At 60.4% G+C, this 14811-nt stretch carries 10 protein-coding genes and 1 pseudogene; 1 reads left to right on the top strand and 10 read right to left on the bottom strand.

Features of this window, described 5'->3' with window-relative positions; all coding sequences use genetic code 11:
- Positions 1-82 precede the first annotated feature (82 nt).
- From hldE to msbA, 3 genes are all read right to left on the bottom strand, one after another.
- The gene (gene hldE / locus PSH84_RS07240; protein ID WP_122564981.1) at positions 83-1504 is read right to left on the bottom strand and encodes a bifunctional D-glycero-beta-D-manno-heptose-7-phosphate kinase/D-glycero-beta-D-manno-heptose 1-phosphate adenylyltransferase HldE; all 1422 of its coding nucleotides are present in this window, start codon (positions 1502-1504) and stop codon (positions 83-85) included.
- A 105-nt stretch (positions 1505-1609) separates the two neighbouring features.
- A complete protein-coding gene (gene cysC, locus PSH84_RS07235) occupies positions 1610-2212 on the bottom strand; it encodes an adenylyl-sulfate kinase (RefSeq protein WP_305469442.1) in 603 nt (200 codons plus the stop codon).
- A 319-nt stretch (positions 2213-2531) separates the two neighbouring features.
- Positions 2532-4334, bottom strand: a complete 1803-nt coding sequence (msbA, locus tag PSH84_RS07230; RefSeq protein ID WP_305469440.1) for a lipid A export permease/ATP-binding protein MsbA — start codon at positions 4332-4334, stop codon at positions 2532-2534.
- A 153-nt stretch (positions 4335-4487) separates the two neighbouring features.
- Between msbA and PSH84_RS07225 the strand changes: the two genes are divergently transcribed.
- Entirely contained in the window at positions 4488-6344 is a 1857-nt protein-coding gene (locus PSH84_RS07225; RefSeq protein ID WP_305469439.1) for a bifunctional O-antigen ligase/aminoglycoside phosphotransferase family protein, read from the top strand.
- Between the two features lie 89 nt (positions 6345-6433).
- Here PSH84_RS07225 and PSH84_RS07220 read toward each other — a convergent pair whose 3' ends face one another.
- From PSH84_RS07220 to PSH84_RS07190, 7 genes and pseudogenes are all read right to left on the bottom strand, one after another.
- On the bottom strand, positions 6434-7318 hold the full coding sequence (locus tag PSH84_RS07220) for a glycosyltransferase (RefSeq protein ID WP_305469438.1): 885 nt from the start codon (positions 7316-7318) through the stop codon (positions 6434-6436).
- The gene (locus PSH84_RS07215; protein ID WP_305469436.1) at positions 7315-8469 is read right to left on the bottom strand and encodes a glycosyltransferase family 4 protein; all 1155 of its coding nucleotides are present in this window, start codon (positions 8467-8469) and stop codon (positions 7315-7317) included. The genes PSH84_RS07220 and PSH84_RS07215 overlap by 4 nt, the downstream gene beginning before the upstream one ends.
- A pseudogene (locus PSH84_RS07210) lies at positions 8466-9351 on the bottom strand (DUF6625 family protein). Before PSH84_RS07210 ends, PSH84_RS07215 begins: the two are co-directional and overlap by 4 nt.
- A 62-nt stretch (positions 9352-9413) precedes the next feature.
- Positions 9414-10829, bottom strand: a complete 1416-nt coding sequence (locus tag PSH84_RS07205; protein ID WP_305469433.1) for a PIG-L deacetylase family protein — start codon at positions 10827-10829, stop codon at positions 9414-9416.
- A gap of 8 nt (positions 10830-10837) precedes the next feature.
- Entirely contained in the window at positions 10838-11734 is an 897-nt protein-coding gene (locus PSH84_RS07200; RefSeq protein WP_305469432.1) for an antimicrobial resistance protein Mig-14, read from the bottom strand.
- Positions 11734-12864 carry a glycosyltransferase gene (locus PSH84_RS07195; RefSeq protein ID WP_305482462.1) on the bottom strand — a complete coding sequence of 377 codons (1131 nt, stop codon included), beginning with the start codon at positions 12862-12864 and terminating at the stop codon, positions 11734-11736. Before PSH84_RS07195 ends, PSH84_RS07200 begins: the two co-directional genes overlap by 1 nt.
- A complete protein-coding gene (locus PSH84_RS07190) occupies positions 12848-14605 on the bottom strand; it encodes a carbamoyltransferase family protein (RefSeq protein WP_003197115.1) in 1758 nt (585 codons plus the stop codon). The genes PSH84_RS07195 and PSH84_RS07190 overlap by 17 nt, the downstream gene beginning before the upstream one ends.
- Between the last annotated feature and the right edge of the window lie 206 nt (positions 14606-14811).

Genomic DNA, 14811 nt, shown 5'->3' with positions numbered 1-14811 from the left:
AAGCTGGGCCGATGAGCGAGTTCAACCCGCGAAGGCAGGCGTTTGCCATATAAGGCCTTCCCCGGACTATAAGATGATCCCTTCAACGGCTGCGAATCTTCTCGACAATAGCCGTTGTCGAACTGTTTTCCACCAGCCCCAAGACCTTCACGGTGCCACCGTAGGCCGTGACGATGTCCGCGCCCACGACTTGGTCAATCCCATAGTCACCGCCCTTGACCAGCACATCCGGCTTGACCTGGCGCAGCAGGTTTTCCGGCGTGCCCTCGCTGAAACTGATCACCCAGTCCACCGCGCCCAGGCCAGCCAGGACCGCCATGCGTCGGTCGACGCTGTTGATCGGACGCCCAGGCCCTTTGAGACGGCTTACGGAGGCATCATCATTGACCGCGACGATCAGGCGATCCCCTTGGGCCCTGGCCTGCTCGAGGTAGGTCACGTGGCCGGCGTGCAGGATGTCGAAGCAGCCGTTGGTGAAGACGATTCTTTCGTTGTGGGCGCGGGCGTCGTCCACGGCCAGCAGCAATTGCTCCAGGCCCAGCACGCCCCGCTCGGAGCCTTCCTCGCGCTGGATGGCGCGACGCAGTTCGGGGGCGCTGATGGCCGCCGTGCCGAGCTTGCCGACGACAATGCCTGCCGCCAGGTTCGCCAGGGCCACCGCATGGGGCAATTCCTCACCGGCAGCGATCGCCGCGGCCAGGGTAGAGATCACCGTGTCGCCGGCCCCCGTCACGTCAAACACTTCGCGGGCACGGGCCGGCAGGTGCAACGCCGGGTGATCGGGGCGCAGCAAGGTCATGCCGTGTTCGCCACGGGTCACCAGCAAGGCGCCGAGGTCGAGGTCTTGCATCAACTGCGCGCCTTTGCTCACCAGTTCGTGCTCATCGACGCAACCGCCGACGATGGTTTCGAACTCGCTGAGGTTCGGCGTGATCAGGCTGGCGCCACGGTAGATGGAAAAATCCTTGCCCTTGGGGTCGGCCAGGACCGGAATGCCACGGGCACGGGCGGCCTGGATCAGCGCCTGGTGGTTTTTCAACGCGCCTTTGCCGTAGTCCGACAATACCAGGACCTTGACGCCTTCGAGCAGGTTGTCGACCTCGGCACCGAGCGCCAACGGGTCGGTGGCGAACGGTTCTTCGAAATCGATGCGCAGCAGTTGCTGGTGGCGGCTCATGACCCGCAGCTTGACGATAGTCGGCTGGTGCGCCACGCGCTGGAATATCGCGCGTACGCCCGCGCCCTTGAGGCTGTTGGTCAGGCTGTCGGCCGCCTCGTCGTCGCCGGTCACGCCCACCAGGGACGCCGGTGCGCCGAGGGCAGCAATGTTCAAGGCAACGTTGGCGGCACCACCGGGGCGATCCTCGATGTGCTCGACCTTGACCACCGGTACCGGCGCCTCAGGGGAAATCCGTGAGGTACCGCCATGCCAATAGCGGTCGAGCATGACATCGCCGACCACCAATACAGGGGCTTGATCGAATCGCGGCATGGACAACTTCATGGAGCATCCCACATACAAAATGAACAGGGCGGGGATATTAGCACAGGGTTGGCGCAAGGCTCGTCCATGGCTGCAACGGGACGCCAGAGGGATGATCAATCCGTTTTACAGTAACGCCAATATTCGCTCACAGGCCTGGGCCAGTTCCACCTGGCTGGTATCGATCACGCAGTCCGGCGCAAGCGGCGCCTCGTAGGGGCTGTCGAGCCCGGTGAAGTTCTTGATCCGCCCGGCACGGGCTTCGCGGTATAGCCCCTTGGGGTCACGCTGGGCACAGACGTCGAAGGGCGTACTCACATAGACTTCCACGAAAGTGCCCTCGGGGAACAGCTGCCGGGCGGCTTCCCGGTCGGCGCTAAACGGTGAGATTGCCGCAACGATGACGATCAGGCCGGCATCGACCATCAAGCGCGCCACCTCGGCAATGCGGCGGATGTTCTCCTTGCGAGCCTCGGCATCCATGCCCAGCCCCCGGCACAATCCCTGGCGCAGGTTGTCGCCATCGAGCAGGGAGGTGTGCAAGCCCTGCTGGTTGAGCTGCACTTCCAAGGCATTGGCCAGCGTCGATTTGCCCGCCCCCGACAGCCCGGTCAGCCAGATGCAGCGTGGGCGCTGGGCTTTGATGGCCGCCCGATCCGCCGGTGTGAGCGCCTGGGCAAAAGGACGAATCTGCACCTGCTGCATCGATACCTTTGATGTTTCATTCATAACCATTTTCTACGCCGCGTGTTCGCGCGCCCCCGACGTGTTGCTCCGCAGGAAAGCATAGGCCGAATATGTACGCTCCAGCGGATCGCGGATTGATTGTGGATTGGTCAAGGCCGGTAAGGTTTTCGATAAAAACCCGTGGGAGCTTGCTCGCGATGGCAGCGGCACGCTCGACATCACCGGCCCAGACACACCGCTATCGCGAGCAAGCTCGCTCCCACATGGGTGCTGGGCCGACATGACATGTTTGTACGACACTGGAGCTGAGGAGGCGAAGCCGGCCAAGAGAAACGGCCGGCCCCAAAGCCTGGGGCCGAACTCAGGCGATATCCTGGGCCGGAGCGTCCAGCCCCATGGCATTCAGGCGTGCGTAATAACCATTCTGCGCCAGGAGCTCCCCATGGGTCCCGCGCTCGACAATGCGCCCCTGATCCATCACCAGGATCAGGTCGGCTTTTTCGATGGTCGACAGACGGTGGGCGATCACCAGGGTCGTACGGCCTTTCATCACCTGGTCCAGCGCAGCCTGGATGTGCCGTTCGGACTCAGTGTCCAGTGCTGAGGTCGCCTCATCCAGAATCAACAGCGGGGCGTTTTTCAACAAGGCCCTGGCAATGGCCAGGCGTTGGCGCTGACCACCGGAGAGCAGCACGCCGTTTTCCCCGACCTGGGTATCCAGGCCTTGAGGCAACTGCCTGATGAAGTCCATGGCGTAGGCGTCTTGAGCCGCTTTCTCGATATCGACTCGCGGCGCACCGGCCAGGTCGCCATAAGCGATGTTGTTGGCCACCGTGTCGCTGAACAGCGTCACATGCTGGGTCACCTGGGCAATATGGCGGCGCAGGTTCAAGAGCTTGTATTGTTCGATTTCAACACCATCGAGCAGGATCTCGCCTTCGTCATGGTGGTAGAAACGCGGAATCAGATTGGCCAGGGTCGATTTGCCGCTGCCCGAACGCCCGACCAACGCAACCATCTGCCCAGGTTCGACCGAGAAACTGATGTCGTTCAGTACCTGCCGGTCGGTGTCCGGGTAGGTGAAGCTCAGATGGCGCACCTCCAACCGCCCGCTGACAGCATCGCGTTCCACGGTACCGGTATCGGTTTCCGGCGTGACATCCAACTGTTCAAAGATGCTTTCCGCCCCCGCCACGCCTTTCTGGATGGTGGAGCTGACTTCCGACAGCTGGCGAATCGGCTTGGGCAGCAGGCCGGCCAAGGTAATGTAGGCCACCATGTCGCCCGCCGAAGCATCACCCCGCAGATACAGGACAAGAAACATCAGCACGGCCATGGCGCTGTAGATCACCAGTTGCAGCACCGGCGTGTAGATCGCACCGGTACGGGTCATGCGCAACTGCTTGTCGGTGTTGCCCTGGCTGGCCTGGAGGAAGCGTTTCTGCTCGTAGACCTCGCCACCGAAACTGCGCACGACACGATAGCTCTGGATGGTCTCGGAGGCGACATGGGTCACATCTCCCATCGCGACCTGGATCTTCTTGCTCTGCTTGCGAAATTTCTTGCTCGCGGTGCGAACCATGAGGGCGATCAGTGGCAGGATCGCCACCATCACCAGGGTCAGGCGCCAGTTCATGAACAACAGTGAGGCGAACAGGAAGATCACTGTCATGCCCTCACGGATAACGACCTTGATCGCATCCGTTGCCGCCCCCGTCACCATGGTCACGTTGAAAGTGATACGAGAAATCAAATGACCCGAGTTATGTTTGTCGAAATAGCGGTTGGGCAGGGTCAGCAGGTTGTTGAACAATTGCACCCGCAAGTCATGTACCAGCCCCAGCGAAACCCTGGCCAGGAAATAATTGCCCAGATACGACCCCAATCCCTGCCAGGCGGCAATGGCGATGATCAGCAGCGGCACGGCCTGTAATAACTGCAGGTCGCGCAGGTAAGGGACCGTCGGAAACAGCACCGCATTGGGATTGGAAAGGCCATCGACGAAGTATTTGAGGATGTAGCCCAGCATCGGCTGGGTGGAAGCGAAAATCAGGAACCCGACGATACTCAGCCCGAACAAGCCGATATAGGGCTTCACGTAGCCAAGCAGGCGGAAATAGATTTTCAAGCTCGAAGGGCTTGCGGGAAGACTGGAGTCGGCCATATCACGCGAATATCGATAAAAAGGACGCTGACTTTAACACAGCTTCTTCGGTGTTCTGGCAAACCGCTAAGGCTGTTATTGTTACGCGTCTGCAAAACACCAAAAAGCCATCACCGTTAATGGCCAACCGATTTCAGGAATGAATTCCTAAGCATGTTATCCAAGCACCTCGCCACGTCCAATCGAGTTTTCGACTTCATTTGCCAGTGGATTCTTCCGCTAGGTTTGCTGCTGCTTCTGTGCGCCTTGTTCTTTCTGCCAGGGCGTAGCCAACACCATAAATTGTTCTATGGCTTGTTCAGCATTCCAGCGTTGATTGCCCTGTGCCTGAGGCCGAGCACGCTGAAGGAGCTGATCCGCGAGCCGATTTTCATCGCCCTCTTGCTGTTCGCGGGTTGGGCGCTGATCAGTGTGTCGTGGGCACCCGAGACCGAAGGTATCGCACGCCCGATCAAAACCGCATTGCACACCGTGTTCTTGTTCGTCGGCTGCTACCTGTTGGTGCGCCATCGCAGCGATCTGCTCCACCCCCTGCTGTTCTGCGCGGCGACGGTCGCCGTGATCGCCACACTCTACAATTTGTATGTGTTTGCCCAGGTATACGGACCGGGGATGCGCCTGATCGGCGGCGGCGCCTTCGACAATCCACTGCTTGCCTCACACCTGTACGGGTTCTTCTGCGTTTACTGGTTAAGCCTGAGCATGCTCTGGAAAAATCGCCATATCTTCTGGCTGACCGTCCCTGCGGCCCTGGTCATGTTCACCGCGGTCGTCGCTACAGGCTCAAGGACTCCCCTGGTCGCCTTGGTCGCAGCCGCCATCTGGGTAGGTGTCCTTTGCTGGAATCGCCGCTCGATTGTCCTGTTTGGGCTACTGGCAGTGGGTGGAAGTGTCGTAGGCGTACTGTTTAGCGGGATGCTTCTCGCCCGAGGGAACTCCTACCGGTTTGATATCTGGCAGATAGTATTGACGAGGATCGCCGAGCACCCATGGGTCGGTCACGGCTATGGCGCAGACCTTGTTGTTGATCCAGGCATTGGGCGAATGCTGGCAGAACCCCATAACTTCGCCCTTGGCGTCCTGTACTACGTCGGGATTGTCGGTTTTCTTCCCTGGATCTTTTTCCAGGCCTGGGGTTTGCTGAGCAGTTGGCGTTATCGGGTCCAACCCTTGTTGGTGATCGCCTCCACGTGGCTGATCTATGGCATGGCAGCGGGGCTGACTGAAGGTGGCGGCATTCTCTCAAGGCCGAAGGAGCATTGGTTCCTACTGTGGATCCCCCTGGCCTTGATCGCCGCCTTGAGCATCAATTACCGCGCCAGGCGCTTGCTGGTCACGCCCGTGCAACGGCTGACACCGCAAGCCCTGGACAGTCTTACCACGGGAGCCCAGGTCATCGAGTCCGACGGCCTGGGACCCAAAGTCCTGCGCCTGGAGGGGGGAGACTTTCTCAAGCTGTTTCGAGCGCGCCGCTGGTACACCTCGGGCGGCTTCAATCCTTATTCCGAACGTTTTGCGGTGCACAGCCAGCAACTGCGAAACCTGGGAATACCGAGCCCGACCATCCTTCACGTGTACCATTTGAAGGACGGCAGCAGCGCGGTGCACTACGTTCCCCTGCCAGGGGTGACCTTGCGCCAGGCGCTGCAAGCGACCTCTACACCCGTGGAGCGCCACGCCCTGGTCGAGCGTTTCGGTAAATTCATGGCCCAATTGCACGAGCGCGGCGTTTACTTTCGCTCGTTGCACCTGGGCAATGTGCTGGTGCTGGAAAACGGCGAATTCGGCCTGATCGATGTAGCCGACCTGCACCTCTATCCGTCTTCCCTCAGGATCGCGCTTCGCCAGCGCAATCTGCGCCACCTGCAGCGCTACAAGGAAGATCACGGCTGGCTTTTCGAACAGCACCTTGAGGCGCTGCTTGACGGTTACGCCATGGTTGCCTCAAAACCGGCAGCCGATAACCTGCAAAAGCGAATTCTGTCGGGAAGCAGCCCAGCCCAGGCGTGACGCCCCTTCGAACCCCGCCCTTTGGGTGCGGGCAGCGCTTCAACCCTGAATACAGCGGCCCGGATTTTTCCGGAGCCGCCGATCGGGGTTCAATGTTTTTCCAGCGGACAGAAAAACATTCGTCCCAAGCCTCGCCAGGTTTTCTTGTTCCAGGCCCTGAAAGGAATCTGTGCCAATAATTCGCGAGCGAAGGTGTGGTCGCGGTTGGAGGTTTTCAGGAACATGGAGTTGAGAAACTTGTAGCGCACCTGGTCATAAAGCGGATGATCGCTGAACAAGGCATAGGTACGCAGAATACTGTCGGTCATGAACCGATGATTTTTGTAGGAGTTGGTCGCGTGCTTGCGATAACGCGCCATCAACACACTCAGGCCATCGATAAAATAACCGGCCCGGGTCACTTTCAACTCGATCAACAGGTCTTCAAGGCGAATCTGCGGATCGAACCCCCCCACCTTCTCCAGCGCCTCGCGACGAATCATCAGGGTCGGTGCCGGCGGATAGGGTTTGCGCTCCATGAACATGTCTTCGAAATCCAGCCGCCGGAAGGGGACCTCTCGATTCTGACGACTCTCGGGAAAAAGATTCCCGTCGGCATCGATCAGTTCGATATTACCCGCACAGATACCGACCTCGGGCTTGCCATCCATGTAGGCCACCTGAACGGCAATCCGCTCGGGCAGCATAATGTCGTCGGAACCAAACGGCACGATCAGGCTGCCACTGCAGCGGGCGATCGCTTCGTTCAGCGTGTTGGTCAGCCCCTGGTTCTGCTGGACTCGAAAGTCGAAGCCGTGGGCCGCCTGCAAGCGCTGGATACGTTCGACGCTATCATCCGTGGAGCCATCGTCGATCACCAGCAGCTCTATGTTCGGATAGGTCTGCTCCAGGACGCTGAGGATGCATTCTTCAATGTATCGGCCATGGTTATAAGACGCGATGATCACGCTTACGACAGGTTGCGCGGCACTCATGGCTGCTCCTTCTGGGCTTCATTCAGGCCGGTCTCGATCAACTCAAGGTATTGCCGACGGAACACTTCGATGTCGTGCTGCTCGACAAGGTACCGATAGGCGCGCTCGCCACAAGCCTTGAGCTCGGCGTCCGAAAGCCCCAGGTAGGTGTCGAGTGCCGTTATCAGGCTCGGTACATCGGCGGGCGTTACCGCCAGACCTTCGGCACCTTGGATCAATGGCAACATCGCCGGTACGTCCGAAGCGATCACGGGCAGATGTCCACTCATGCCTTCCAGCAACGCCAGGCCCAAGCCTTCGGCCAGGGAGGGCATGGTCCAGATATCGAATGCCCTCACGTATTGCAGAGCGTTTTCCTTGAAACCCAGCAGATGCGCGCGCTCCCTAAGGCCCAACTGATCGATCTGCGCTGCCAGCTTGGACTCCTCTCGTCCGGCACCGATGATCGCCAGTTGGGCCGTGGGGTATTTGTCCTTGAGCGCGGCAAAAGCCTGCAGCAGGTAGGTGTGCCCCTTGACCGGCACCAATCGGCCCAACGCGCCAATCAGTCTCACCGAAGGGCTGATACCCAACAGTTCACGAGCACGCTCGCGCGGGTGCTGCAAGGCTTCTGCCTGCTCGATGTCGATGGCGTTGGTAATGGCATAGGTATTGGCGTCGGTAAAGCCGCAATGACAATCCAGCAGATACTGTTTAACGGCCGGCGACACGCCAACGAAACGCCAATGGCGATCCACCAGGCGCTGCGTCTGGCGGCGACGATAAAACCGGTCATATTCTCCGAACCCATGGGAGATACCGATGCACAGCGGGATTTTCAACCATCGGTTGAGCTGCAGCATCATGTTGACGGGTTTGAAACGATTGCACACGACCACATCGAACTGTTCCCGGCGGCAGAATTGATACAACTGCCACATCGCACGAAGGCGCATTCCCTTGAGCGCCTTGTCGGAAAACTCGAAATAAACCGAGCGGCCGGCCCGACTGACCGCTTCACCAGGCCCTGGGCGACCTCGCAAAAAGGCCGCTGTCACCTCGTAGCGTTCATTCGGCAAGGCCTTGACGATCTGTTCCGCAAGATCGGCGAAATCGTGCTGCTTAACGTTGTAATCCGGCTGCAGCTGCAGCACCTTCAACCGCTGACTCATAATTCTCCTTGGTGGAAACCTGCCGCATCAATCGCCCACGCAGGCGATGTCGCCAGCCGTTGTATTGCGGCAGGATCGGGCTCGGGCAAGGCCGCCCACTCGTTGCGCTTCCAGCAGACGAAATGAAAATAGGGGAAACCACGGTCCCCATCCCGATCATTCGTCAGGCGACCATTGCGCCAATACCAGCGAAGGGGGAAGTTCTCCGAACCGTCGTGCCATTTTACGCAACCACCCGGCGTACTGAACGCCTCGGTGAACTCACTGCGTCGACGCCACGGATTGAATTTACCCACCAGGGTAAACAGCGGCTCGGGGAAATTCTTGCGCCACAGGAAAATACGACTGAACGCGCCTTCATCCAACGCGTGGTGCTGATCGTCGGTAAACCGTTCTTTCCAGCGCTTGATCAGCTTGAACACTTCACGCGCACGAGCCGTGTTGCGTATCAAGCACAAATGACCGGCGACACGTCGCTCATGGGTTGAAAATACGTCGCGACTGGCCAGGCGTTCAGCGGTGAAATACTGCCGAAGATCACCGTACACCACGTCAATATCGCCAAAGGCCCAAAAATCGTAGCCGTCGAGACGATCGGCATGGATGTAGCCGAGGGCGGGCTTGATATCACACAGTTTGTAGGGCTGCTTTGGCCTGAAATCGATCTCTAACCGCCGTGAAACCAAGCTGGCAATACGCCTCGAACGTGGTGCTTTCGACCGTCACGTTAGGAGGAAGATTGTCCGGAACACCGCAATCGCTGAACAACAGCCAATCAATATCGGCGTTACGCCGGCAACTTTCGAGAAACAACGGCATCCAGAACGGCCAGCGTCCGAAATACGGAATGATAAAAAGAATACGCGGGCATGGATTGATCACAGCAAACTCACATTCAATAAGGACGGGGACGTTAGGCCCCGTTATGCGTCATCATCTATGTGTTATCGGTGCTTCACCGGTGTCAGCAGCCAAAGGAGTTCGTGACGCCTGACCGTTTTGCGGAAAAAATCGTTCTCGCCATAAACGGATCTCACTCTACGAGTCAGAACGTACTGGATCAATCGCCGCAACCGTCGCTTCAGCGGCGCCGGAGGTTGCAGGTCATGCATCATCCCCAGGGCCATGGCCTTGTCCCGCTGGACCGCCAATGGCAGTGGCAGGCTGAGGGGTTGCATCAGTCGATCCGGATCAAAGACCGGCGGCAGCGCCACGCCATCTCCCGCATTCCCCATGGGCCAGCGGTCATTGTCGTGCAGGTGATTGGCGTAGCCCAACAGCGTGGTCGGTTGCCACGCCAAGCCTTCGAGGGCTTGCAGGACGGCATGATGGGCGCAGAGATGATCGGGGTGCGGATCAAGGGTCGGGTGCGGCAACACAATGACCTCGGGACGCGCCTTGAGCAGCAGTTCACGCAGGTCTGCCAGCAGGTTGTTCCAGGTGGGCGCGCCGTCGGCATCGCCCGGCAGGGCGAACGGGTTCAACTGGCGGAACAACCGGGTATCGCTCAGGCCCGCCTCGCGAGAGCCCTGGGGCTGGCTCGGCGCGGCTTGCATGGCCGCCAGTTGCAGACAGAAGTAACCCAGCTGCACACAGTGCGCTTCAGGCACCCCGGCCCAACGCGGCACAGCAATGCTGTCCCAGGCTCGCAAACGGCCCTTGAGCCGAGCGGCTTCGACGCTGTCCAGGCCCATCTTCTGATAATGCCCGGCTTCGATTTCACCCGCGGTCAACGTCACGATCCAGGCCTCGTCAGCCTGGCTGTACAAGCCGTAGGCAGCCAATTCGGCGTCATCGGCGTGGGGCGCGATGACCATCACCCGTTGCTGCACCGGCGGCGGCGTGAACGACCACAACGTCGGCTCGCCCAGCAAACGGCAATGGCGCCCGCGCAGGCGCAGCTCGCCCCGGGACAACGCCGGGCCCTGCTCGCTGAGGTTGAGATAGCGCAGGCCGTCGACCCCACGCTCGAACGTTTGCAGGTCCCTTTCACCGCCCGACAACTCGACGAGCGGGTCGATGAAGCGTCCCAGCCAGGTGCTCTTGATCCGTAGCGCGAGGATCAGCGTCGCGCCCTCATCGAGAATCACGCCCTCGTCCAACCGGAGCCGCCCGGCATTCAAATGCACCTTGGGTTGCTGGGTGAACGGCGGGAAGCTGTATTGGTAATCTTCCCGAGGCGAGTAGAACAGATGATCGGCGAACCACGCCTCATGGGCGATCCAGCCCAGCACCGCCAGGACCAGGGGCAACCACCAGGCCACCGTGACGCCCAGCACCACCAACACCACAAGGGCGAGTAACAACCCCACACGCTTGTTGCGACGGTGGCGCCTGAGTAACTGTTGCTTGCGACTCATGGGTGGGTTCATACGGTAAACACCGGCACAGGGTTGCACCAACGGTCCTTGTATTCCCGGTCCGCCCGGCCGAACGAAAAACGCAACGGTTTGCCGGCGGCGCGGGCATGTTCCCAGGCGCTTTGGGTGTTGAGGAAGCTCAACACGCTGCCGGGGCTGAATTCGCGGGTCTGCGGGTCGACGCCACCGTTGATGTACTCGACGCTGATCCACTCGGGCGCTTCGACGCGATACACCAGTTGGATGGCAATCGGTGCATCGTTGAGAAAGATCACCGAGCCGATCAGCCATTCGCGCAGCAGCTCGATCACCTCGCCCATGCGCTCGGCACCGGTGGCCGCAAAGCCCCAGCGACGCAAGAACAGGTCACAATAGATCGCGGCCAGCTCGGCGCTGGAAAACTCGCCCACCGGCCGCACCACGCCGCCCGCCTCTTCCAGCAAACGCAGTTCACGGCGCTGGTTGTAGCGAAACTTCTTGGACAACTCTTCCGGCGTGCGGGCCATGGCCAGTTGCTCTTGCTGCAACTTCAAGCCACTGAAGCGTCCCTCGTTGAGGGCTGACAGGTAACGTCCGCGATGACGCAGCGGCGCTTGTGCATCGGGTGCCGCCGGTAGGATCAACTCGGCATTGCCCAGGTCGAACAAGCCCTTCTTGCCGCTGCGCTTGAGCACGTCTTTGGACAGTGCCAGGTCGCGCCCCCAGGTCGGTATGGCGGCCTTGAGTTCACCACCCTGCTCGAAGGCCAGGTAACGCACGGGAATCCCGGCCAGGGCCGCCAGGCGCTCGACCACCTGGGGATGGGTGGCCACGCTGCCGCCAAAACGCTGCCAGGCCTGGGCATACATTGACGCGTCTACGGCGGTCCAGCCGCGCTCGCGCCAGCCTTGGAATCGGTTGAGCATCAGGCCCTCGGCGCCAGTTCGGTGACTTGGGGCAAACGCCAGAATGCCTCGCGTACGGCGCGATCCGAAAAACGTTCGCGCAAGCGATCGAGCATCAGCTCGGCGCATTGGCGACGCTGCAGATCGTCCATGGCCGCCAGGTGTTGCAGCCCTTGGGCCATGTGCTCGGCGTCGCCCAGCGGAAACAGGATGCCGACGCCTTCGACCACTTCCTTGGCACCACCGCAGGCCGTGGCCAACAACGGTACGCCGGCAGCCATGGCCTCGAGCAGCACCATGCCGAATGGTTCGTGGTCGGAGCTGAGGGCAAACACATCAAAAGCGCGAAAATAACGGCGCGCCTCGGGCACCTGGCCGAGCAACAGCACACGATCGGCAATGCCCAGTTCCAGCGCCAAGGCCCGAAGCGATTGCTCCCGGCGACCCTCACCGAGAATCGCCAACTGGCTGTTGGCCGGCAGATACGCCAGCGCCGCCGCAAAACCGCGCAACAAGGTGGCTTGATCCTTGTCCGGGTGCAGGCGGCCGACATTGCCGATAATCCAGGCATGCGCGTCCAGCCCCAGGGTGTGCCGCGCCTCCTCCCGGGAGACCAGGCTGGCTTGGACGGCATCAAGGTCGATGCGGTTGTAGAGGGTCTGGATCCGGCTGGCCGGCCATTTCGCCAGGCAACGGCGCATGTCGTCACGCACCGCATCGGAAACCCCGAGCAGGCTCAGGCGCTTGCGAAAGACCTCGGCGAACAGCCGACGGGTACGTCGGTGGTAGTCGCCAAAGGCATGGTGCACGCCAATCACCGGCAGGCGGGTACCCAGCAGGGCGATGTAGATCGGCTTGAAACGATGGCCAATGCAGAAACTGAAATTGCGCGAGGCGGCGATCTTGCGCAGATCGCCGATGGCGCCCAGCTTCAGGCCACGAATGGCGCTGGAGCTGTATTCCATGAACAGCACCTCGTCCGAGGCACAGGCGGCGGCGACTAGCGCATCCGCCGCCCCGGTGAGGAACACCGTGGTCACGCGATAGCCAGTACCCGCGAACAGGCTGGCGTACTGACGGGCGCAGTCCAGGAACGGCCCGTCATAACCGTGGCAGAACTGCAGCACATGTCGCTCAGCCGAGCGTGTCATAAGCGTCCACGCCGTCTTTGACCACCAGAATGTCTTCCATGATCAGATACTGTAGGTCGGAACCGAAGAACATGTTCAGCGCGTCGGTCGGCGAGCAGATCATCGGTTCGCCACGACGGTTGAGCGAGGTGTTCAGCGACACGCCGTTACCGGTCAGCACTTCCAGGGCCTTCATCATGTCGTAGTAGCGCGGGTTGTATTCGCGCTTGAGCACCTGGGCCCGGGAGGTGCCGTCTTCATGGACGACTTCCGGCACGCGGGTTTTCCATTCTTCGGCCACTTCGAAAGTGAAGGTCATGAACGGTGCAGGGTGATCGACCTTGATCATCTGCGGCGCAACGGTGTCGAGCATCGACGGGCAGAAAGGCCTCCAGCGCTCGCGGAACTTGATCTGCTCGTTGATCCGATCGGCCACGCCGCTGGCGCTTGGGCAGCCGATGATCGAACGACCGCCCAGGGCACGCGGGCCAAACTCCATGCGCCCCTGGAACCAGGCCACCGGGTTGCCGTCGACCATGATCTTGGCGATGCGCTCGGGGGTGTTGTCGATCTTGCGCCACGCAGGCTTGCTCGGATGACGGGCGCACGCAGCGATCACGTCTTCGTTGCTGTAGGCCGGGCCGAGGTAGACGTGTTCCATCTTCTCCACCGGCACGCCACGGGCGTGGGACACATACGCCGCCGCACCCACCGCCGTACCGGCGTCGCCGGAGGCCGGTTGCACGAACAGCTCCTTGACGTCGTCACGGGCGATGATTTTCTGGTTCAGCTTGACGTTCAACGCGCAGCCACCGGCGAAGGCCAGCTTGCCGGTTTCCTTGAGCACGTCGCCCAGATAGTGGTCGATCATTTGCAGCGCGAGCTTCTCGAACAGCGCCTGCATGCTCGCCGCATAGTGGATGTACGGCTCGTCGGCGATGTCGCCTTCACGTTTAGGGCCGAGCCATTCGATCAGCTTCGGCGAGAAGTAGAAGCCCTTGCCCTTCTCTTTATAGCGGCGCAGGCCGATTACGTTGGCGTAGTCGGTGTTGATCACCAGCTCGCCGTTTTCGAACGAGGCCAGACGGGAGAAATCGTACTTGGTGGCATCGCCGTAAGGCGCCATGCCCATGACCTTGAATTCGCCGTCGAGCATTTCAAAACCGAGAAACTCGGTGATCGCACCGTACAGGCCGCCCAGGGAGTCCGGGTCGAAGAATTCCTTGATCTTGTGGATCTTGCCGTTTTCACCGTAGCCGAAGAAGGTCGTGGCGTATTCGCCCTTGCCGTCGATGCCCAGGATCGCGGTTTTTTCCTGGAAGCCCGAGCAGTGATAGGCGCTGGAGGCGTGGGCCAAGTGATGCTCGACCGGTTCGATCTTGATTTTTTTCGGGTCGAAGCCCAATTGCTCCAGGCACCAGACGATCTTGCGGCGATAACGCTTGTAGCGACGATTGCCCATCAGGATCGCGTCGAGGGCGCGATCCGGGGCGTACCAGTAACGTTTGGCGTAGTGCCAGCGTGCTTCGCCGAACAGGCTGATCGGGGCGAAGGGAATCGCCACCACATCGACATCGGAAGGCTTGATGCCGGCCTGCTCCAGGCAGAACTTCGCCGACTCGTAGGGCATGCGGTTCTTTGCATGTTTATCGCGTACGAAGCGCTCTTCCTCAGCCGCCGCGATCAGCTTGCCGTCAATGTACAGCGCGGCGGAAGGATCATGGCTAAGGGCGCCGGACAGGCCAAGAATCGTCAATGCCACAGGGTCTAGCCTCTTCTATCTGCATACGGGCGCCAAGCGCCGCGAAAAATGGAGGTGCCGCGCGCCAAGGGTGCGGGGCAGCTAAAGGGCGGGATTATAGCTTAAAAGCGATCTTAAGCCTCTAGCGGTGAGTGGGGAGCTTGGGGCTTTGCCGTTCGGGCGTTTATTGACGGTATCCATGTAGCTGAACCACCGCCATCGCGAGC

This window comes from Pseudomonas beijingensis, from assembly GCF_030687295.1.
Classification (GTDB): Bacteria; Pseudomonadota; Gammaproteobacteria; order Pseudomonadales; family Pseudomonadaceae; genus Aquipseudomonas; species Aquipseudomonas beijingensis.
Note: the sequence above shows the minus strand (reverse complement) of the source record. Positions and strands in the feature narration are given on the sequence as shown.